At 52.7% G+C, this 20,683-nt stretch carries 17 protein-coding genes; 9 read left to right on the top strand and 8 right to left on the bottom strand.

The genetic code is table 11. The annotated features are described in order from the left end of the window. Window positions 1-220 precede the first annotated feature (220 nt). The 6 genes from AWR27_RS05395 to AWR27_RS05365 all read left to right on the top strand — a co-directional run bounded on the left by AWR27_RS05395 (window position 221) and on the right by AWR27_RS05365 (window position 8,423). The gene (locus AWR27_RS05395) at window positions 221-685 is read left to right on the top strand and encodes a CHRD domain-containing protein (protein ID WP_077130246.1); all 465 of its coding nucleotides are present in this window, start codon (window positions 221-223) and stop codon (window positions 683-685) included. A gap of 213 nt (window positions 686-898) precedes the next feature. Continuing rightward, window positions 899-1,354: a CHRD domain-containing protein gene (locus AWR27_RS05390; RefSeq protein ID WP_077130245.1), complete on the top strand. Its 456-nt coding sequence runs from the start codon at window positions 899-901 to the stop codon at window positions 1,352-1,354. Window positions 1,355-1,765: 411 nt separating this feature from the next. Next, window positions 1,766-4,429, top strand: a complete 2,664-nt coding sequence (gene topA, locus AWR27_RS05380) for a type I DNA topoisomerase (protein ID WP_077130243.1) — start codon at window positions 1,766-1,768, stop codon at window positions 4,427-4,429. Window positions 4,430-4,574: 145 nt separating this feature from the next. Next, complete coding sequence (locus tag AWR27_RS05375; protein ID WP_077133820.1) at window positions 4,575-6,875, top strand: glycoside hydrolase family 20 protein; 2,301 nt, start codon at window positions 4,575-4,577, stop codon at window positions 6,873-6,875. A 28-nt stretch (window positions 6,876-6,903) separates the two neighbouring features. Continuing rightward, window positions 6,904-7,611: an SIR2 family NAD-dependent protein deacylase gene (locus tag AWR27_RS05370; protein ID WP_077130242.1), complete on the top strand. Its 708-nt coding sequence runs from the start codon at window positions 6,904-6,906 to the stop codon at window positions 7,609-7,611. 92 nt (window positions 7,612-7,703) lie between these two features. Then, a complete protein-coding gene (locus AWR27_RS05365; protein WP_077130241.1) occupies window positions 7,704-8,423 on the top strand; it encodes an endonuclease III domain-containing protein in 720 nt (239 codons plus the stop codon). A gap of 5 nt (window positions 8,424-8,428) precedes the next feature. Here the strand turns inward: AWR27_RS05365 and AWR27_RS05360 are convergent, their stop codons facing one another. Genes AWR27_RS05360 through AWR27_RS05350 form a run of 3 tightly spaced genes read right to left on the bottom strand, consistent with a single transcriptional unit; the run spans window position 8,429 to window position 10,613 of the window. Continuing rightward, a complete protein-coding gene (locus AWR27_RS05360) occupies window positions 8,429-9,124 on the bottom strand; it encodes a hypothetical protein (RefSeq protein WP_077130240.1) in 696 nt (231 codons plus the stop codon). A 37-nt stretch (window positions 9,125-9,161) separates the two neighbouring features. After that, the gene (locus AWR27_RS05355) at window positions 9,162-9,650 is read right to left on the bottom strand and encodes a hypothetical protein (protein ID WP_077130239.1); all 489 of its coding nucleotides are present in this window, start codon (window positions 9,648-9,650) and stop codon (window positions 9,162-9,164) included. A 21-nt stretch (window positions 9,651-9,671) separates the two neighbouring features. After that, window positions 9,672-10,613, bottom strand: a complete 942-nt coding sequence (locus tag AWR27_RS05350) for an OmpA family protein (RefSeq protein ID WP_077130238.1) — start codon at window positions 10,611-10,613, stop codon at window positions 9,672-9,674. A gap of 349 nt (window positions 10,614-10,962) precedes the next feature. On the opposite strand from AWR27_RS05350, the gene AWR27_RS05345 reads away from it, so the two are divergent. The 3 genes from AWR27_RS05345 to AWR27_RS05335 all read left to right on the top strand — a co-directional run bounded on the left by AWR27_RS05345 (window position 10,963) and on the right by AWR27_RS05335 (window position 15,567). After that, window positions 10,963-12,834: a hypothetical protein gene (locus AWR27_RS05345; protein WP_157579150.1), complete on the top strand. Its 1,872-nt coding sequence runs from the start codon at window positions 10,963-10,965 to the stop codon at window positions 12,832-12,834. Further along, window positions 12,824-13,843, top strand: a complete 1,020-nt coding sequence (locus tag AWR27_RS05340; protein ID WP_077130236.1) for a threonine aldolase family protein — start codon at window positions 12,824-12,826, stop codon at window positions 13,841-13,843. The genes AWR27_RS05345 and AWR27_RS05340 overlap by 11 nt, the downstream gene beginning before the upstream one ends. Window positions 13,844-13,971: 128 nt before the next feature. After that, on the top strand, window positions 13,972-15,567 hold the full coding sequence (locus AWR27_RS05335; protein WP_077130235.1) for a carbon-nitrogen hydrolase family protein: 1,596 nt from the start codon (window positions 13,972-13,974) through the stop codon (window positions 15,565-15,567). 102 nt (window positions 15,568-15,669) lie between these two features. Here the strand turns inward: AWR27_RS05335 and AWR27_RS25200 are convergent, their stop codons facing one another. From AWR27_RS25200 to AWR27_RS05315, 5 genes are all read right to left on the bottom strand, one after another. Beyond that, complete coding sequence (locus tag AWR27_RS25200; RefSeq protein ID WP_157579148.1) at window positions 15,670-15,834, bottom strand: hypothetical protein; 165 nt, start codon at window positions 15,832-15,834, stop codon at window positions 15,670-15,672. A gap of 4 nt (window positions 15,835-15,838) precedes the next feature. After that, complete coding sequence (locus AWR27_RS05330) at window positions 15,839-16,282, bottom strand: DUF6934 family protein (protein ID WP_077130234.1); 444 nt, start codon at window positions 16,280-16,282, stop codon at window positions 15,839-15,841. 45 nt (window positions 16,283-16,327) lie between these two features. After that, a complete protein-coding gene (locus tag AWR27_RS05325) occupies window positions 16,328-17,185 on the bottom strand; it encodes a glycerophosphodiester phosphodiesterase family protein (protein ID WP_077130233.1) in 858 nt (285 codons plus the stop codon). Between the two features lie 34 nt (window positions 17,186-17,219). Beyond that, window positions 17,220-18,146, bottom strand: coding sequence for an acyloxyacyl hydrolase (locus AWR27_RS05320; RefSeq protein ID WP_232325981.1), 927 nt, complete (start codon window positions 18,144-18,146; stop codon window positions 17,220-17,222). A gap of 219 nt (window positions 18,147-18,365) precedes the next feature. Further along, on the bottom strand, window positions 18,366-20,669 hold the full coding sequence (locus AWR27_RS05315) for a fused MFS/spermidine synthase (RefSeq protein WP_232325980.1): 2,304 nt from the start codon (window positions 20,667-20,669) through the stop codon (window positions 18,366-18,368). Window positions 20,670-20,683: the final 14 nt, after the last annotated feature.

The raw sequence follows: 20,683 nt of genomic DNA, 5'->3' as shown, positions 1-20,683 counted from the left end.
GGTTAGCGCGTCAAAATTAGAGTTTTCTCGTTCGTTTTGAAAAATATTGATAGGGTTCGGCATTTTTGATAGGTTTTGCTTGCGTTCAACGGCAACACCGGGGCCGTTGGCTCAATATCAAACTTAATTTAACACCAGAAATTTACGATAGGCCGTTAGTCAGACAATACTACAGTATTTCTGTAGAGTACTTTTTTCATTTATCCAACTAACTCACAGTATGAAAAAGACACTCATTGCCCTCCTCGGCCTGAGCGTATCGGTGGCGTTTTATGCCTGCAACGACGACGACACCACAAACACCCCCACCCCGGCGGCTCCTGCCCGCCTGACGGCTACGCTGGCTCAGCCGACTTCCGTTACAGGAACGTCAACCACTGCCACAGGTTCGTTTAGTGGCAACGTTGACCGCACAACCAACGTTATGAGCTATACGGTTGCGTTTTCGGGTGTTTCGCCATCAGCCATTACCATCGACCCGGTGTCGACCACCGGTACGGCCCCAACCAGCCTGACGTTAACGGGTGCGGGTAGCACCTCGGCCATCAGCTCGCCGTACAGCGGCACATCGTCTGTCACTGCCGATCAGCTCACGGGCTTAACCAACAATGCCTATCAGGTCAATGTGCGGTCGGCTACATACCCGGATGGTGCACTGCGCGGAGCGATTACGCAGCAACAGTAATTTTTTTGAAATTAGCAGCAACGCGAAGGGGCAGGAACGGTTAACCGTTCCTGCCCCTTCGCGTTGCTGCCGAACGAAGAATCATATTTCTTAAATCGGCCCGGCCCCAATGTGCGTATATACATTCTGAACAACCGCCCCTAACAGGAGGTTGATTCTATGCTGCTCGTTCAAAGAGTACTATCTATCAAACCCCTTTTGTTCATATACCCCATGACGCATCGTTTTACGCTTCCGGTTATAGCACTGCTCGCGCTGCTGTGCTTTATTTTCGTATCCTGCAACGACCATCAGGCTTTCCCGCCCGATGCCCGTATAGCTTTGGTAGCTACGCTGAGCGGTGCTGCCGAGCGGCCAACATCCGTGGTGTCGCCAGGAACAGGGCAATTTGCCGGTGTAATCGATCCGACCACGCGTGTGCTTAGCTACACAGTCGTCTACAGCGGCATCACGCCTACGATGGGCCACCTGCACCGTATTACGCCCAACTCGGCCATTGGCAACGGCCCCGTCGAGATACCGTTCGCCAGTCTGACGTCACCCATTATCGGGTCGGCCACTTTAACGACCAATGGCCGGGTCGATAGTTTGCTGAACGGCTTCTACTACGTCAATCTGCATACGACGGCTAATCCGGCGGGCGAAATTCGCGGAGACATCCGGCCCTGAGCCGTTAGCTGACAGTAGTAGCGAACGTAGCCCTGCTGTAGTACTCATTTACAGGAGGAGTATTGGATTTCGGGAGCAGACCGCTCCTGAAATCCAATACTCCTCCTTTCCTTTTATGAAACCCGGCAGTGCCACTATCTGGTTTATCGGCTCGGGTCTGCCCGTCAGGCGTGGCCTGCCAAACGCCGTAAACATATTCCCTGAACATTGATTTATAACCCTTTCAGGGGCGAAAACCGAACGGATACATCGCTATTGATGTTACCTAAACGTACCGGATCCCCTGCTTTTGTTTTGTCGTAAATGGCCTGTGCAGTTGCATAAGTCAGTTGGATTGCGTCTATATTTGCCCGAAACGCATTGACGCAGGTGGGGCGAACAGCGGAGAAAGTATCAACCTGAAAACGGAGTATGTCAAAAAACTTAGTCATTGTTGAGTCGCCGGCAAAGGCGAAAACCATTGAAGGCTACCTCGGCAAAGAGTTTACGGTGAAGTCAAGTTTTGGGCATGTGCGCGACTTGCCCAAAGACGGTTTAGCCGTTGACGTGGCAAATGGCTTTCGGCCATCGTATGAGATTTCGCCCGATAAAAAGAAGTTAGTCAGCGAACTGAAATCGCTGGCAAAGTCGGCAGACGAAGTGTGGCTGGCAACAGACGATGACCGCGAAGGCGAAGCCATTTCGTGGCACCTCAAAGAAGCCCTCGGCCTGCGCGACAATACCAAACGGATTGTGTTTCGGGAGATTACCAAAAACGCAATCCTGAACGCCATCAAGTCGCCCCGCACCATCGATGTTGACTTAGTGAATGCACAGCAAGCCCGGCGCGTGCTCGACCGGCTGGTGGGCTACGAACTTTCGCCCGTACTCTGGCGCAAAATCAAAGGTGGGCAAAGTCTGTCGGCGGGGCGCGTACAGTCGGTGGCACTGCGGCTCGTAGTTGAGCGTGAGCGCGAAATCGATGCGCACTCGGCCAAATCGTCGTTCAAAGTCACGGCACAATTTATTGTTGACGGCAACAAGGTACTGAACGCCGAACTGCCCAAGAATTTCCCAACTGCGGGCGACGCACGGGCGTTTCTCGAAGCCTGCATCGGTGCCACGTTTACGATCAGGAATTTAGAAACGAAGCCCGCCAAAAAATCGCCCGCACCCCCGTTTACAACCTCGACGCTGCAACAGGAAGCTTCGCGCAAACTCGGCTACTCAGTAGACCGCACGATGCGGATTGCCCAGAATCTCTACGAAGCCGGCAAGATTTCGTATATGCGAACCGACTCGACCAACCTCTCGCAGGAAGCTGTCGATAAGGCCGTAGCCGAGATTGGTACTGAGTTTGGGCAGCAGTATATTCAGACGCGGCAGTTCAAAACCAAAAACGAGTCGGCCCAGGAAGCCCACGAAGCCATCCGGCCTACCAACTTCAACGACCGGAACGCCGGTGCCGACCGCGACCAGAAACGCCTGTATGAACTGATCTGGAAACGCGCCATTGCCTCGCAAATGGCTGATGCTCAGTTAGAGCGCACAACCGTAACGATTGGCATTGGCTTTGCTGGTACTCCCCGGACTGACAACCTTGTTGCTTCATTCGACGACAGCCCATTTGTAGAAACCCCTTCTAAGGCCCAGACTGGTCAGAAAAACTTCCCTACCGAACTCATCGCGCAGGGTGAGGTAATTAAGTTCGACGGATTTCTGAAGGTGTATCTCGAATCGAAAGATGATGATGAGGGCGACGAAGATGCCAAAGGCATGTTGCCTCCGCTCAAAATCGGGCAGCCATTAAACCTCGGCCAGATGAAGGCAACCGAGAAGTTTACGCGACCGCAGCCCCGCTATGCCGAAGCGTCGCTGGTGAAAAAATTAGAAGAAATGGGTATCGGTCGGCCTTCGACCTACGCGCCCACAATTTCTACAATCGTCAATCGGGGTTATGTGATAAAGCAGGACAAACCCGGTCAGGAGCGCAAATACACCGAATACACGCTGCAAAAAAATCAGATCAGCGAAACCAGCGGGAAAGAGACCTTTGGCTCCGAAAAAGCTAAACTCTTCCCGACCAACACAGGCATTGTGGTCAACGATTTCTTGGTTGAATACTTCCCTGACATTGTGGATTACAAATTCACGGCAACGGTCGAGAAGGAATTCGATGAAATTGCCGACGGGAAAATGAACTGGCAAACGATGCTGGAAGAGTTCTACGGCGATTTCCATAAGAACATCGAGGAAATTCAGGGAGCATCGTCGGGCGTGTCGTTCAAAACTGGCGAGCGGCTGCTGGGAGCCGACCCCGCTACGGGCAAACCCGTGTCGGCCCGGCTCGGTCGGTACGGAGCGTATGTGCAGATTGGTGAAGCAAGCGACGAAGAGAAGCCCCGTTTTGCGAACCTGCGCGATGGACAGCTAATTGAAACCATTACGCTCGATGAGGCCATGAACCTTTTTGCCCTGCCCCGCGAGGTGGGTATGTTCGAAGATCAGGCCATGACCATCGGCATCGGCAAATTCGGCCCCTACGTGAAGCACGACGGCAAATATGTATCGCTTACCCGCGACGACGACCCGTATACGGTGACAGCCGAACGCGCCATCGAACTGATTCAGCAAAAACGCGCCGAATCCGTAAGCGAATCGCTGGGCGAATTTGAGGGGGCGTTGGTGTCGACCGGCAAAGGTCGGTTTGGGCCGTATGTAAAGCATCTCGACAAATACGTGTCGCTCCCCCGCAACGAATCGCTGGCAGAGCTGACGCTGGAGCGGGCCGTCGAACTGATTCAGGCCAAGCGACAGACGGAAGCCAACAAATACATCAAAGAGTTTGCCGAGCGGCCCGAAATCAAGATTGTGAATGGGCAGTACGGCCCCTATCTGGCTGTTGGGAAGCGTAACGTTCGTATTCCGAAAGACGTAGACGCGGCCACGCTTACGCTGGACGATTGCCTGAAATTAGCGGGCGACGACGCAGCTCCAGCCGGGAAAGCTCCGGCTAAAAAAGCGGCTTCAACTACGAAGGCAAAGGCAACCACAACGAAAAAACCAGCCGCCAGGAAAGCCACAGCGAAAAAATAGATTTCTTCGTAAGGGGAACACGGATTGAACAGACAGGGCGGGTTAACACGGATTTCTTTATTATCTGTGTTAATCCGTTCTATCCGTACAATCTGTGTTCCCCTTACATTTTCCCTTTATTTTTGCCCGTCTAAACCCCATGTACATGCGAGTTCTGTTTTTTCTACTGCTGCTATCCCTCACCGCGTCGGCGCAATCCGATAATCAGTACAACCTGATTCCGTTTCCAGCCCGATTTGCGGGGCAGGATGGTCGATTTACCATTTCGCCGGCAACGCGACTTGTCGTTACCCCCGCTGCCGACGCGGGTGTTCGGGCAATAGCGCAAACGTTTGCCGGGCAACTGAAAGCCGCCAACGCTCCCGCGCTCACGGTGGCCGCTGCCAGCCCGGCGTTAGCAAAAGGAGCGCATATCTTTCTGACAATCAACAAAAAACTGAACCTCGGTGCCGAAGGATACAAACTAACCGTTGCGCCGGGCAAAATATTGGCCGAAGCCAGTACGCCAAAAGGATTGTTCTACGCTACGCAAACCATGCGGCAGTTGGTTCATGTGGAAACGCAGGATGCTGCGTCTCTACGGGTGTCTATGCCCGCCTGCCAGATTACCGATAAGCCGCGCTACAGCTACCGGGGTATGATGCTCGACGTGACCCGGTATTTTATGCCCGTGTCGTATGTCAAGAAGTTCATCGACCTGATGGCGATGCACAAGCAGAATACCTTTCACTGGCATTTGACCAACGATCAGGGATGGCGTATTGACATCAAAAAATACCCAAAACTGACGCAGGTAGGCAGCAAACGCGCTGAAACGCTCATTGGTCACTACGATCAAAACTACCCGATGCAGTTCGATGGCAAGCCCCACGGCGGTTTTTATACGCAGGACGAAATCCGCGACGTGGTGCGATATGCCCAAAGCCGTTACGTAACAATCATTCCCGAAATTGAAATGCCCGGCCACGCGCTGGCAGCTTTGGCGGCCTACCCCGAACTCTCGTGCGACCCGTCGAAGAAATACGAAGTGGCCCGGCACTGGGGCATTTTTGACGATGTTTTTTGCCCGTCGGAAAAGACGTTCACATTCTTGCAGGACGTGCTGACCGAGGTAATGGGCTTGTTTCCGGGCCAATACATTCACATAGGCGGGGATGAATGCCCGAAAAAAGCCTGGAAAGAAAGCGCGTTTTGCCAGGAATTGATGAAGAAAAACGGGCTGAAAAACGAAGATCAATTACAGAGTTATTTTATCCGGCGCATCGAAAAGTTCGTAAACAGTAAAGGCCGCAGCATTATCGGTTGGGATGAAATACTAGAAGGTGGGCTGGCCCCAAACGCAACGGTCATGAGCTGGCGCGGCACGGCGGGCGGCATTGCAGCCGCCAAACAGAAGCATAACGTGATTATGACACCCACCGACTTCTGCTACCTTGACTATTACCAAAGCAACCCCGCCACCGAGCCGCTGGCAATTGGCGGCTATTTGCCCTTAGACAAGGTATATGGTTACGAACCAACGCCCGCCGAGCTAACACCCGATCAGCAGAAGCACATTCTGGGCGTGCAGGGCAACCTCTGGACCGAATACATTGCCACGCCCGAACAGGCCGACTACATGGCCTGGCCCCGTGCGCTGGCACTGGCCGAAATTGGCTGGATGCCTGCCGGTCCCCGCAACTTTGAAGACTTTGCGATGCGGCTCAAAAACCACCTCCCCAAACTCGACCCGCTGAAGGTAAACTACGCCAAACGACTGTTCGACATTTCGGCTTCTACGCAGGCGAATGATCAGGGACAGGTACAGGTGAAACTGAGTAAGTTAGACTCCGACAGCCGCATTTTTTACACGCTCAACGGCAAAGAACCCAACGATAAAAGCAGCGAATACATCGGCCCCATTACCCTTACCAAAACCACGACGCTCCGGGCCATGACCCAGACGGGCGGGCGGCTGACGCAGACGTTTACGCTCCACAAAGGCAAAAACAAACCGTATACGTATGCCCTCGCGCCCTACAAAGACGGCGATCCCAAATCAACCAAACTGACCGATGGCGTTCGGGGCGAAACACCCCGCGACCGACGCCAATGGAGCGGGTTCTACGGCACCGATATGGACGTTACGCTCGACCTCGGCGACGTAACGAGCGTGACCAAAGTTTCGCTTAACTTCCTGAAAATAATTCTGGACAACGGCTTTCCGCCAACGTCGGTCGAGATAGCCATTTCGCGTGATGGGCAGGATTTTAAGGAGGCCATTGCCCAGCCTGTAACCTATGAACTGGCCGGATCATGGGACATTCTGCCTGTAGTAGCCGACTTCAAAACAGCGCGGGCGCGGTACGTGCGTATCCGGGCCAAAAATGCGGGGCTGTGTCCCACCGGTCATCCAAATGCAGGCGAAAAAACCTGGTTCGCAACCGATGAAATCGTTGTCGAGTGATGCTTAATATTTTCGTATCTTAGTTGTGATGGAAACACGGAAGAAAATTGTCGTTTTGTCGGGGGCGGGCGTTAGTGCCGAGAGTGGTATTCCTACGTTCCGGGCGTCGGACGGGCTGTGGGAAAATCACCGCATCGAAGATGTTGCTACACCCGAAGCCTGGCGACGCAATCCCGATTTGGTGCAGGAATTTTATAACCAACGCCGGAAGCAGGCTCTGAGCGTACTGCCCAACGCCGGGCATTATGCATTGGTTCGGCTCGAAGAAAAATACGACGTTACAGTAATTACACAAAACGTTGACGACCTGCACGAAAAAGCGGGTTCATCGAACGTAATTCACCTGCATGGCGAATTGTTTAAAGCGCGGTCGTCGGTCGATGAGTCGCTGGTATACGATATTGCGGGCTGGGAGATCAGAAAAGGTGATCTGTGTGCCAAAGGGTCGCAGTTACGGCCCCACATCGTTTGGTTCGGCGAGGGTGTACCCATGATGGACGTAGCGTTGGGAATTGCCGATCAGGCCGATATTTTCATTGTTGTCGGTACGTCGCTGAACGTTTATCCGGCGGCTGGGTTAGTGTACGTCGTGGGCGATCACGTGCCGATCTACGTAGTCGACCCAAACATGCCGTCGATGCAAAAGAAAGCGAACATAACGTTCATTGCCGAACCCGCCACGGTGGGCCTGACGCAGTTGGCCAACAAACTTCTAAACCAGAATTTACAGGAGTAAACAAGATGTAGCGCGACCGGGGCCGCGCTGAACTTTTTGGGTTGAAGCGGGTTGAACAGGCACTCAACGTAGGCTGTTTGGCCCGCTTTTTTATGTCTATAACTTCTGACGAGACCACCCGTACACATGATGCGCACGGGCGGCTGAATGAATTTTACGGAGTCCAGGCCATTTACGGGCGGGCCGACCCGATGCACGAACTAATTGGCACCATTCTGTCGCACCGGACCACACATGCCAACGAAGTTACGGCTTACCGCACCATGCGCGAGCGATTTCCAACCTGGGAAGCCGTTCGCGACGCACCGCTACCCGACCTGATCGACGCTATCCGAACGGCCAACTACCCGGAAGTGAAGGCGCCCTATATTCAAAATTTACTGGCGCACCTGATTCGGGAAACGGGCGCGGCCAATATCGATTTTCTGCGCGATATGTCCACCACCGAAGCCATGCAGTGGCTCACCAACTTACCAGGCATTGGCCCGAAAACCGCCACCCTGCTACTGCTCTTCAACTTTCACAAACCCGTACTACCCGTCGATACGCACGTGCATCGCGTTACACAACGACTGGGACTGATTGGGCCGAATGTCAGTGCCGAAAAAGCCCATGCCATTCTGCTGGCACGACTGCCGCCCGATGCCGTTGTGCTGTTCAATTTCCATAAACACTTCTACTGGCACGGGCAGCGTGTTTGCACCTGGTATAATCCCAAATGTAGCGACTGCGTACTGCGCGACCGCTGTGTTTACTATCAATCGGGCGGTCAGATGAAACTGAGCAGCACGCCTATGCGAAAGCGAGTTTAGTCGACTTACGCCTTGTTACCATATTTGCGGTCGTAGAACGCACGCGACTGCTCCACCCAATTATCGCGCTCGATCCGACCGGGGAAAAACTCGATAATCTCGTTTACCTTGTCGATGTCTTCTTTCGTAAAATTGGCTACCTGCCGAAAAGTGTAGATGCCGAGGCTGTGCAGTTTTCGCTCTAAGAACGGCCCCACGCCCACAATGTCTTTCAGGTCGTCGGCGTCGGCGGCTGTGGCGCGGCCAATCCGGTCGAAATTCAGTTCGTCGGCGCGGGCGGCAATCCGGCTCAGCACGGCAGCCTCAGAGTTGCCGGCGACTGTGCTGGAAGCAGGCGGCATTACAACCGGCGGTTCAGGAATAGCGGGCGCAGCGGGTGGCACCTCATCCATCAGGTTGGGCGTTGTGTCGAAGGAGAGCGCAGGCTCCAGCGGGTCGGCGTGGACGAACGTAGCTACCGGCTCCGGGGCGGGCGTTATGGCCGGGCTACTTACGGGAGCTACAACGGTTGGCGCGGCCACTTTCGAACGGCGGCACTCTTCCAGTTCGCTTTCTTTATCGGCAATGGCCGACCTCAACGCACTGATGCGCCCCGCCCAGATAAGCCGGGCCAGCAACCAGCCCACAAAAGCCGCAAACGCCAGCAGCAACAGTATCTCGGCGATGGCAACCGGGCGGCTAAACGGATCTAATCCAAACATATTTTTAGTACGGTTTGAGTTGGTTTAAGACTACACATTATTTTTTCGCCAGTTCAGCCGCCTGACCGACCCAGTTGTCGCGCTCGATCCGACCGGGGAAAAACTCGATAATATCGTTGACTTTCTCGACGTCTTCGGGCGTAAAATTGGCAATCTGCCGGAACGTGTAGATGCCAATAGCGTGCAGTTTTTTCTCCAGGAACGGCCCCACGCCCACGATAACCTTCAGGTCGTCGGCCTGAGCAGCGGTGGCGATACCGATGCGCGAAAAATTAAGCTCACCCGCCCGCGCCCGAACCCGGTTCAGCACGAGGCTTTCTTCGGTGCTAAGTCCCGCGCTGACAACGGGCATACGCAGGCAATCGTCAACGGCGCGTTCGGTACTGGCCAAATCGCCTTCCAACTGGCGAATGATACCCTGCCGCGACATATAACCAATAATAAAGCCCAGCATACCAGCCACAAACAGCATAATCAACTGCTGTAACTGGGCGTCGGGCAGGTTGAGAGGATTCATGTCAAACATAGTCTTCGGGAAGTTTACGGTTTATTGTACCACTACCGACACGCGCCGGTTGGCCTTACGGCCTTCGCGGGTCTGATTTGAAGCTTTAGGTTGCGTTTCGCCTTTGGCTTCGGTCACGATCTGACTGGGCGAAATGCCCGACTTACGCAGCTTGGCTTTCACATCGTTGGCCCGGTCACGCGAGAGCCGCATATTCGTGGCATCGGGTCCAGAGTTATCGGTGTGCCCCGTCAGCACCAGTTTTTTGTCTTTATGCTCGGCTAAGTATTTAGTAGCTTCGGCAAAAAACTTCGCTGTTTCGGGCGTTTTAATGTAGTTGGCTTCGCCCAATGGGAAATACAGGTCGATTGGCTCGAAAACGGACGTAAACTTCTCCTTCGCTGCCAGCCCTTCTTCGGTAATACCAGCCGCTACGGTTTCGGGTGCCGGTGCGGTTTCAGCTACGGGTGCCATTGCAGTGCCGCCAAACGCGAAGTCGAGACCGCCATAGAGGGAATCGCCCTTCGTTGTAAACGCCAGGTCGTCGCGAAGCACGCCTTTAGTGGTCAGCGATTTTGCCGGAATGCCCTGCTGCACCAAATATTGCTTGATACCTTCGGCGCGGGCCAGGCCCAGATTCTCGAACGAGGTGGTGTTGGTTTCGGAAGCCGAATAGTAGCCCGTGATGTCGAGCGTGCGACCGGGGTTGGCTTTAAGATAGGCCGTCAGTGAATCGAGTGAGCCACCCAGCGAACTCATGCTGGCATTGGCTCCCGATTTGGCGAAGCTAAAATTACCGGGCAATTCAAGCCGGAAACGGTCGCCATCAGCAATGGTCAGCGCAGGCATCGTAGCCGACACGGATGGTCCGCCAGCCGAGGCATCGTCGGCGCAAAGCTGTTTGATTTTGCAGACGTGCCACCATGTAGAGCCGATCATCCAGAGCACCAGCAGGATAATCCAGGGGGTTTTGTTGGTGAACATAGCGAAGTTGGGGGTTAGTAGAGTCTTTCGTTTGCGAAACCCCGATACGTAGACGGACGCAGCCGGAAAGGTTGCTCAAAAATACAGGTAAGCGGTATAAATGCAAGTAAATCAGGACTTACCGTCCCAAAGTTAACGTCGGCTTTACCGATGACTCAATCGTATGATGACTCAATCGTATGATGACTCAATCGTATGTGTAAGCGAACTCTGATCATCCTTCAGGCGGTTGGACTCAGACCGCTTTATATATAAATTCATTGACTTTAATTATATATATATTTAGAGCGACTTTGTTACGCATTATAGTATGTCGATACATCTTCGCTCGTCACAATACTCTTCAGGTATGGTTCGGCTATTGACTGCTCTAATTTTAGCATTGACCATTTTTGATAGGTGGGGAATTTATAACCAGCCTCTCCCAGGGCTTGACGGGTCCTGGGCTATTGCTTTGCATTTAGTACGACAGCAAGGGCTACTCTACGGCACTGATTTTGTTTTTACCTATGGACCATTAGGCTGGTATACAACCCGTTTAGCCATTGCTGTGCAGCCCTGGGAGATTTTGCTGCTGGATATTGTGTACGTAATTCATGTAGGTGCTATTCTGTGGCTGGCACTCGGAAAACGGTTGGTGTGGCTGCGCTACGGACTCGTAACGGGGCTGGCAGTATTACATGCGCTGGCACCGGGCCTCGAACCGCCGTTTGTTTTTTACTTTTTCAGTTTGGCTTATTTGGGTTATTATCAGTATACAGGTCGGGCGTGGGCACTGGTTGGCGCATCGGCCTTCGCTATACTTACGTTCTATATGAAAGCCAACGTAGGTATAGTCAGTTTAAGCAGTGTAGTTATTTACGCAGTCGTACAGGGGCTGGGGCAACAGATGCCTATCCGCCATGTGGGCATTTGTCTCGGCAGTCTGGCTTTGCTGCTGGGGATCAGCATAATGTATCTACCGGTTCGATTAACCCCCTACCTAATAGCGCAATGGCACATTATCAATTCATACAACGACCTGATGTATTTGCCGCCAACTCATTTCCGGCGCGCACTTTTTGCCGCTCTGTTAATTCTGTTCCTTGTATTATCTATCACCCTGTGGCTGCTCTTCAGGCTTTACCAGTCCCGACAGCTTCGCTCATTCTTCCGTCAGGAAGGCGCACTTTGGGGATTAATTAGTTTGCAACTATTCATCTTATTCAAGGAATCGTTCGTGCGTTCCGATGCAGATCATATTAGTCTATTTTATAAATATAGCTTGCTACCCTTATCTATTCTGGCTTTGTTTTCTGCCCAATTGCTGATTCGCCGGTGGATCTTACTGCCTATATTACTGCTTGTAGTGGCTCCCAATCCTATTCCATACAACTGGGATTCAACCGTTGCTTACAGATGGGCCAGGCAGCTAATCACTTATGGGCGCGACATAATGAACCCTAAACATCCACCATTTCTACCAGTGACGTCACCCATTCCAGCCGCCTGGCTCGAACGGATAGGTACTAAACGCGTAGACATCATACCTTCGGAGGTGTCTCTGGCTTACCAATACGGGTGGCACTATGCACCCCGGCCTGTTATGCAGACCTACCAGGTAACAGACGGCTATCTGGATTTGCTCAATGCTACCTACTACAAATCAGCCGACGCAGCCGACTATGTGCTTATGACCTGGAATGCTACTGACGGGCGTGATCCCTTTGCCGATGAAACTCAAACAAAACTGTCGCTTCGAGACCACTACCAGTTACTCAACCAACACGGCAACTGGCTCCTGCTGGGGCGAAAACTGAAAAAAATGAGATCGAAACAGTACATTGTTTATAAACAATCCGTACAAATTGGGCAACCCATTCCTATAGATACAGGCATTTTACAGGATCAGTTTCTACAGGTCGATATACGCTATCGGCCTATGGCTCAACTACAAAGGTTACTGTTTCAACCGCCGGGTATTAGCGTTGAACTAACCCATACCGATAATCAACGTGATACCTTCCGCACAACAACTTCGCTGCTGAGAACTGGTTTGCTGGTGGTTCCCCGCGCACGGACTTTAACCGACATGGGCCATTTTATGCAAAACCATACCGAGCTACTTCCCCAAGTTAAGACAGTACGCCTATTGGCCGATACATCTATGGTCCAGACAACTAAATACGCATTGATCCGTGTTGGCAACACAAAACCTGCTCTAACCAATAATGATAATTGACCTTCGTAGCGATACCGTTACGCAACCCACGCCTGCCATGCGCGAGGCCATGTTTACCGCGCCCCTCGGCGACGACGTGCTGGGCGACGACCCCAGCGTGAACGCCCTCGAAGCCAAAGCCGCCAGTCTCTTCGGCATGGAAGCGGCCCTGTTCTGCACAAGCGGCACCATGACCAATCAGCTCGCCATTCGCACCCACTGCCGCCCCGGCGACGACGTGATCTGCGACTACCTCTCGCACGTGTACCAGTACGAAGGTGGTGGCATTTCGGTCAATGCGCTGGCGTCGGCAAGTTTGGCACACGGCCTGCGCGGTAAACTAACGCCCGACCTCGTGCGCGACCATATTTACAGCCCCGCCGACCCCCACAAGCCGCTCTCACGGTTAGTGGTCCTTGAAAATACGGTCAATAAAGGCGGAGGTTGTTACTACACCATTCCCGAAATTGCCGCCATCCGGCACGTATGCGACGAACATGGCCTGTTGCTTCACCTCGACGGAGCGCGGCTGTTCAACGCGCTGGTCGAAACCGGCGAACCGACCGAAGCCTACGGGCAACTTTTCGATTCAATTAGCATTTGCCTGTCGAAAGGGCTTGGTTGTCCGGTTGGATCACTGCTGCTGGGCAAGGCTGATTTCATCTGGCAGGCCCGGCGGTATCGGAAACTCATGGGCGGAGGCTGGCGGCAGGCGGGTTTTCTGGCCGCAGCGGGCAGCTACGCCCTCGACCATCACATCGGGCGACTTAAACAAGACCACGCCCGCGCCCGCCAGATTGGAGCCATGCTTAAAGGTCGGCCCGAAGTGGAGGAAATTTACCCTATCGATACGAACATTGTCATTTTCAGGCTTCCCGAAACCCTTTTGGCGTCGGATTACGTTCAAAAATTAGAAACCGTTGGTATTCGGGGCATCACGTTTGGCAAACATCTCGTTCGCTTTGTAACGCATCTGGATTTCACCGACGAACAGTTAGAAAAATTTGACCAGATTCTGAACCGGGATTAGCCATGATTTACAAGATTACCGCAAGATTCTACGCTGCGCTTATTCAATTATAAAACAAGCGCAGCGCATAAATCCTGTTTAATCTTGTAAATCATGGCTAATCCTGGTTCAGAAGATTGTGACTTTTTATGCATATACAAACCAGAAATCTCCAGAAATCAGATTACCCCGACCTGAAAGAGGCCATGATTGAGTCGTACAGCGGCATCGGGGGCGATTATTGGGAGAAAAGCAAAATTCATAAACTCATCGGCCTGTTCCCGGAAGGGCAGTTTTGCGTGGAAGTCGATGAGAAAGTAGTAGCCGTTGCACTCGCCATTCGGATTAAATACGACGACTTTGGCGATAACCACACTTACTATGAAATTACGGGCGGCTACAGTTTCAGTACTCACGACGATGAGGGCGATTACCTCTACGGCATCGAAGTATTTGTTCACCCCGGCTACCGCGATTTGCGGTTGGGTCGGCGGCTCTATGATGCCCGTAAAGAGTTGTGCGAGCAATTGAACCTGAAAGGTATTCTGGCGGGTGGACGTATTCCGAACTACGCCAAATTCTCGAACGAGATGTCGCCCCGCGAGTACATTGGGAAGGTGCGGCAGAAAGAAATTTATGACCCGACACTCTCGTTCCAGTTGTCAAACGATTTCCACGTCAAGAAAGTACTGCGGGGCTATTTGCCCGGCGACACGGAGTCGAAAGAGTTTGCTACCCTGCTCGAATGGAATAATATTTATTACGTTGACGAGAAGAAGAAAAAACCGCATACCGACTCCATCATCCGGCTCGGTGTGGTACAGTGGCAGATGCGTCATTTCCCAACGCTGGAATCGTTCTACGATCAGGTGAAATTTTTCGTCGACGTTGTCAGCGACTACAAAGCCGACTTTCTGGTGCTGCCGGAGTTTTTCAATACGCCCCTCATGGTAGCCTTCAACGACCTGCCCGAGCCGCAGGCCATTCGAAAACTGGCCGAGTACACCGAGGGTGTTCGCGACCGGCTGGCCGAACTGGCAATTGCCTACAACGTGAATATCGTGGGCGGGTCGATGCCATTAGTGGACGACGATGGTCGGCTCTACAACGTAGCGTACCTGTGTCGGCGCGACGGGTCGTGGGAAGAATACCGCAAAATCCATATCACGCCCAACGAAGTAAAACATTACGGTATGGTGGGCGGCTACGAAATTAAAGCCTTCGATACCGACTGCGGACGCATTGGCATGGTGATCTGCTATGACGTGGAGTTTCCAGAACTGGGCCGGATTCTGGCCGATCAGGGAATGCAGATTCTGTTCGTACCCTTCCTGACCGATACGCAGAATGGTTATTATCGGGTTCGCAACTGTGCACAGGCGCGGGCCATTGAAAACGAATGTTATGTGGTTATTTCGGGCTGTGTCGGCAACCTGCCCAATGTACCCAACATGGACATCAACTACGCGCAGTCGGCAGTATTTACGCCCTCCGATTTCCAGTTCCCGAATAACGCCATCAAAGCCGAATCGACCACCAACACCGAGATGGTACTCATCACCGACGTCGACTTAAGTTTGTTGAAGGAATTGCACGAATACGGCTCGGTACAAACCCTGAAAGACCGCCGAACCGACCTGTATGACGTAAAGGTGAAGAAGTTGACCAAAAAATCTGGTGAGCGCAAAGAAGAACCCCAAAACAGCCCATTAGCTCCTGTTCCGGTCGTTGTTGTGGCGGATTAGTTATTCTGCAAGGGGGCGACTACGCCGTAGTCGCCCCCTTGCAGAATAACTAATCAACAATTTTGCTGTTTAACCGGGCTTTTCTCTTTTGGTGAGACACTATTACCGTTTTTTTCTACCTAACAACAGTTCCAGATCCTCCGGCGACAGTTTGGCTAAATCCGCATTCGCCTGATCAAGTTTTTGCTGTACGATAGGCGAACGTTTGGAGGTTACAACTACAGGTTTATCTTCTGGAAGTTGTGTTACGACTTTTGCTCGATTCATGACATCAGAATTTTATTTTGATAAGAAATCGTATGTAGTTCGCATTAGCCACAAAAGGCTCGAAAGTCCCATCAGAATATTGACCATAAACGTCAAACTTCTGGCGGATTGCATCAATCTCTCGGCTTATCACAATGCGGTATAGCCGGGTCCGTCTGGCATCGCTACCCCTGAACGTAACAATTTTGTCAGGAGATTTAGTCAGAAAGTTATCAATAATTTTCATGACCGTTGCCAGAACGGTTCTGAAATCGTCGTTGTTGGTTACGCTCAAATCACTTTCTAAACCATCTTCGAGTAAATCCAGCAGTGCTACGTTAAACACTTCTGGCAAAGCCGTTTCTGTGAAACGAACAATTTTCTGTACAGTTTTAGATTCGCTGACACTATCAAAATAATACTGAATTTCAAGCGGTTCAGTACGGAATGGGTATGTGGTTTCATCCATTGTGCGGTAGGTTTCGCGCAAATATACCCAATCTGACTAAAAAGATTACTTCACGGCCCGATATACCTCCAGCGGTCGGTCGGTACTCATAATGTCGGCCCCGTTTTGGGCAAACTGTTTATAAACCTGATCGCCTTTGGCAATGGCCTGTTTGTCGAGGTTGCCGAGCGTACCCAGAATGCAGACAATGCCTTTCTGATGCAGAAACTCATATAATTCTTTGTCGGGTTCACGAACACCCACAAAGGCTACCATGCGGTTGTCGGGAATGCCCAACTCGCGTAGTCGGTCGTACTCGGCGCGGTTGCGAATCGTAACCGAAATCATCAGATTGGGGTCGAGCCGGTGCAGTTTGGCCGCATCCTGTGCGTTGTACGTAATCACAGCAACGTAATCACCCGCGTTTGTGCGGTGAATCATATCAACCACTTTTTCGAACGATACATTGCGCTTGACGTCAAGCGTGAATGTGGTCTTGTTTTTACCCCAGCGCAGCACCTCTTCGAGGGTTGGAATGCGGTAGGGCGTCACGTTGCCCAGGTTATCTTCGAGCCGGTACTGTTGAGTTTCGGCGTAGGTTTTGTCGATGAGTTTGCCCGTGCCGGTGGTAGTGCGGTCGAGGGTGGCGTCGTGCATCATCACCAGTACGCTGTCTTTGGTCAGGTCGATGTCGCATTCGATAATGACGGGAATCTGTTTGGCTAAATACTGAAACGATTCGATGCAGTTTTCGGGATAACCTTTTAAATCGCCCCCGCCCCGGTGCGCTGACACGCGGGCCGTCTGGCCGGGTTTGTACCGAAAAAACTCATATGCCCCGCCCGCCGGAACGCGGGTGTAGGTTTTGGGTGAACAGGCCACCAGCGTGGCAATAAAAGCAAGCGACAAGACGTAGTTTTTCATACCGCAAAACTACGCCGACACGCCGTGATTTTTGCTAAAAACTCATACCTCCTGCCAACTGAAACCCTTTCGTATCGTCGCCAAACGCTTTTACGTCGAAGCCGAATGTCAGGCCATTGTTGAGCCTGTATAATAGGCCGTATTTCTGATACGTGGCCGGTTTGTAAGGCTGGGGCCGCACTACATTCCAGCCCATATGCGCCGTGAACAGGTAGCGACCGTGCCAGAATTCGTAGCCTGCCAGCAATGTTGCCTGCCGATATTGCTGATTGACATACCGCCACTGCTTTACCTGCTCCCGAAAATACTGGTCGTCAACGAATTCGACCCCGCCCGACAGCGCGTGTGCCGAGCTAAGCCGATAACCCGCCAGTAGTTTTAGTCCAAACAGGGGCAACGCCATTTCGGGGGTTGTGGCGGTTTGCGGCAATACCCGCACCGATCCCAGCAGTAGTACCCGTGCCAGCCACCGGCGAGTCAGCGGAGTGCGGGTCCAGAGCTGCGTGTCGGGTTGCGGGCTGGTACGCGTCAGATACGTCAGGCCGAGCGATGCACTGGGCAGGTTCAGTCCCTGATTGGGTTGCCGGGTGCCGCCGTTCGAGATGTGGTTGTAGTTGCCCGAAACCGTCAGATGAAAGCGGCTGTTTAGCTGATAGTACCCATTGACGCTCAGGCCAATCATGGAACTAACGGGCAAACTGACGTGCCGATTGGTTGGATTCGTGATGGGGTCGTAGATGCGCGTCACGTAGGTTAGCCCGACCGACGCCCGAACCGAAAAATAAGTTCGGTGGCCGTAGCGAATTAGCGGCTCGAAAAATAGCCCCGCCCCCGCTGTGCGGCCCAGCGCAACCGGATTCCCAAATCCGATGTAGTTGGCATATGTACCCACGCGTGCAAAGCAATTACACTGCTCCCAAGCCCGACGCTGCAACCCCGTCCAGCTATAGTTTATCTCCACCCCCAACGGTAGGTTGCCAGTTGCTGGCACAACTTGATTGGGAGCCGATACACCAATAAGTGTTTTGATACTGAATTGACGCTCGTTCCTCACAAGCGAGTCAGTTTGGCCGTATGTTAGAATAGGCCAACTGGCTAATATCCAAAGTATATTTTTTAACACAAATGCTCTATTGATGTTTCCGTTTCAAATATATATGAAAACATCAATGAACCACGACTAAAAACTTGCCCGGTCGGCCACTCGTATGCTGTATTCGTCTTTGGGAAAGAGGTCGGTGTTGATTTCGGTTGATGTCAGGGCGGGGCGAGTTAGTGCCTTTATATAAGGCTGGTAATTAGCAATTAACGTTGTAATAGCGATTCCCGAACGTGCGTAATGCTGTGTTGTGAAAGGAACTTTGGTGCGCTCCATAATGGCCGACCAATCGAGCGGAATAGGCTGATTACTACCAATCAGCACCAATTTATCGCAGTACACAACGTGCGGAAATACGGCCCGGAACGTGTTGAGCACGCGTGCCGTAGGGCACCAGGTTACGGCCAGCCCGCCCGGTTTCAGCCGTGACCGTATCAACTCAAAATATTCTTTGGAGTATACGTTACCCGAATAGGCCGAAATGGGCCGCAACGCGTCGGCTTCGATTACATCGTACAGAACGCCCCCATTGCGAATGGCGTAACGGCCATCGCGCAGAATCAGCTGTAGACGCGGGTCGCGCAGCATGGCCCGCAACGATGTGTCGTTGGCTACCTGAGCGTATTGGTTTAAAACAGTTGCCTGATTGGTAGCAATCTCGAAACAGTCGATTTGGCGGGTTTCGGCCCGACCGGCAATGCCGTTGACTGTTCCGCCCGACCCCAGCCCGATAACGGCCACGCGTTCGGGGCGGGGGTGAATCAGCACTGGCAACGCGCCTAACAGCGCGTGTACTTCGTCGTGCTGAAACGGCAATCCGCTTTGACTCAGTCCATTGACAAATACCGTTCCCGATTTCTGATCAGGCGTGGTTTTGATGACCGACACCGATGATTCGTTTTCATCGAACAGAAACTGTTTCGGATTGTCGAGGCCATTCAGTAGCTGCCAGAACCGGGCGTTATCAGGCACGGCGACGATACACCCGGCCAGACTTAGCCCTATCACTACAGGAACAACGGGCGAACCATAGCGTCGAATTATGGCGATACATACATAGACAAATCCCAGACCGCCAATCAGTTGCACTAATCCTCCTGTTCCCAGCAGCGGAAAGCCCAGCCACGTAACGGCCCACGCGCCCACTGCCGAGCCAACGATATTAACGAACTGAAGCCAGCCCACGCGCCGACCTACTTCGTCGGGCTGATCGTGAATCAGCGACTGCGAAAGCGCGAAGCTAAGACCCATCAAAAACGTTGGGACGAACAACAGAAAAAGCGGCACCACGCCATAGGTAAACACGCTGAAACGGGGGCTAAGAATGGGTTCGCCACTCAGGAAATAATCGTTCAGAAAGCGCAGCGCAGCAATACGACCGACACCATTGACCAACACCGCCACCGATGCCACCGTATACGCGTACAGCCCCGCCTGTGCCAGCAGAAACGCCCGTTCGCGCACCCGCCCCGGCCACCGCACTAACCGCGATCCAACCACCGTACCAACAGCCATCGACCCTAAATAAATAGCCAGCAGCACCGCAAACGTGAGCGAAACAGATTTTATCAGCGTTTCGAGAACCCTGAACCAGACTAATTCGAGCGAGAGCGCGGCCAGCCCGGAGATAAAGTACTGAAGCGACCAGAGGGTAAGAAGTGTAGGAGTGTTAAGCCTTACCCCTTCTACCCCCACACCTTCTACCCCTACACCTTCTCCCCTTCCCCCTTTCACCCTCACTCCCCTCAACATTCCCGCTCCGACCACGCACAGCCCGTTTAGGGCGGCACCGACCCAAATGGCATTGTCGAAACCGAGTCGGCGCACTAATATAAAACCCGTAACCAATGCGCCCACCGATGCGCCGAGGGTATTAATAAAGTATAACAGGCTGATATACCGCGTTTGGTCGGCCATATCGCCAAACTGAAACGCCCGCGACAGTACCGGCAGCGACACGCCCATCAGGAACGTAGGCACCAGCAACACGCCGAACACAACTAAATACAGCACTACGGGCGAATCGCCGAGGGGCGGAGCCGATGCGTACAGAAAATCATAAAGCAGCCATTTGCTGATAGCTGCAAAGCCCATAATACCCAGCTCGGCCCCAATAAAATACCGTAAGTTTTGCGCGGGCGACGAGCGGTCGGCCAGTTGACCACCTGCCAGATAACCCAGCCCCATACCCGTCATGAATGCCGACACAATCAGGCTTATACTGACGGTATCGGAACCCGTGTAGAACACGAGCAGCCGCTGCCAGACAACCTGATACAGCAGAGCCGCAAAACCAGATAGGAAAAAAAGCGCGAGAACCAGTTGACGAGTACGGTGGGAATGCATGAAAAACTTAATCACGTTACGGAAGTACCACCGACGCATCGGCTTTGTCTTTA

Origin of the sequence: Spirosoma montaniterrae (genome assembly GCF_001988955.1) — a bacterium.
Taxonomy (GTDB): Bacteria; Bacteroidota; Bacteroidia; order Cytophagales; family Spirosomataceae; genus Spirosoma; species Spirosoma montaniterrae.
This window is presented reverse-complemented; position numbering and strand designations above follow the sequence as displayed.

What these genes read in the sequence shown, in the direction of transcription:
- AWR27_RS05395 (WP_077130246.1), top strand. Translation starts at nt 221, where the DNA reads ATGAAAAAGACACTCATTGCCCTCCTCGGCCTGAGCGTATCGGTGGCG.
- AWR27_RS05390 (WP_077130245.1), top strand. Translation starts at nt 899, where the DNA reads ATGACGCATCGTTTTACGCTTCCGGTTATAGCACTGCTCGCGCTGCTG.
- topA (WP_077130243.1), top strand. Translation starts at nt 1,766, where the DNA reads ATGTCAAAAAACTTAGTCATTGTTGAGTCGCCGGCAAAGGCGAAAACC.
- AWR27_RS05375 (WP_077133820.1), top strand. Translation starts at nt 4,575, where the DNA reads ATGCGAGTTCTGTTTTTTCTACTGCTGCTATCCCTCACCGCGTCGGCG.
- AWR27_RS05370 (WP_077130242.1), top strand. Translation starts at nt 6,904, where the DNA reads ATGGAAACACGGAAGAAAATTGTCGTTTTGTCGGGGGCGGGCGTTAGT.
- AWR27_RS05365 (WP_077130241.1), top strand. Translation starts at nt 7,704, where the DNA reads ATGTCTATAACTTCTGACGAGACCACCCGTACACATGATGCGCACGGG.
- AWR27_RS05360 (WP_077130240.1), bottom strand. Translation starts at nt 9,124, where the DNA reads ATGTTTGGATTAGATCCGTTTAGCCGCCCGGTTGCCATCGCCGAGATA.
- AWR27_RS05355 (WP_077130239.1), bottom strand. Translation starts at nt 9,650, where the DNA reads ATGTTTGACATGAATCCTCTCAACCTGCCCGACGCCCAGTTACAGCAG.
- AWR27_RS05350 (WP_077130238.1), bottom strand. Translation starts at nt 10,613, where the DNA reads ATGTTCACCAACAAAACCCCCTGGATTATCCTGCTGGTGCTCTGGATG.
- AWR27_RS05345 (WP_157579150.1), top strand. Translation starts at nt 10,963, where the DNA reads ATGGTTCGGCTATTGACTGCTCTAATTTTAGCATTGACCATTTTTGAT.
- AWR27_RS05340 (WP_077130236.1), top strand. Translation starts at nt 12,824, where the DNA reads ATGATAATTGACCTTCGTAGCGATACCGTTACGCAACCCACGCCTGCC.
- AWR27_RS05335 (WP_077130235.1), top strand. Translation starts at nt 13,972, where the DNA reads ATGCATATACAAACCAGAAATCTCCAGAAATCAGATTACCCCGACCTG.
- AWR27_RS25200 (WP_157579148.1), bottom strand. Translation starts at nt 15,834, where the DNA reads ATGAATCGAGCAAAAGTCGTAACACAACTTCCAGAAGATAAACCTGTA.
- AWR27_RS05330 (WP_077130234.1), bottom strand. Translation starts at nt 16,282, where the DNA reads ATGGATGAAACCACATACCCATTCCGTACTGAACCGCTTGAAATTCAG.
- AWR27_RS05325 (WP_077130233.1), bottom strand. Translation starts at nt 17,185, where the DNA reads ATGAAAAACTACGTCTTGTCGCTTGCTTTTATTGCCACGCTGGTGGCC.
- AWR27_RS05315 (WP_232325980.1), bottom strand. Translation starts at nt 20,669, where the DNA reads ATGCGTCGGTGGTACTTCCGTAACGTGATTAAGTTTTTCATGCATTCC.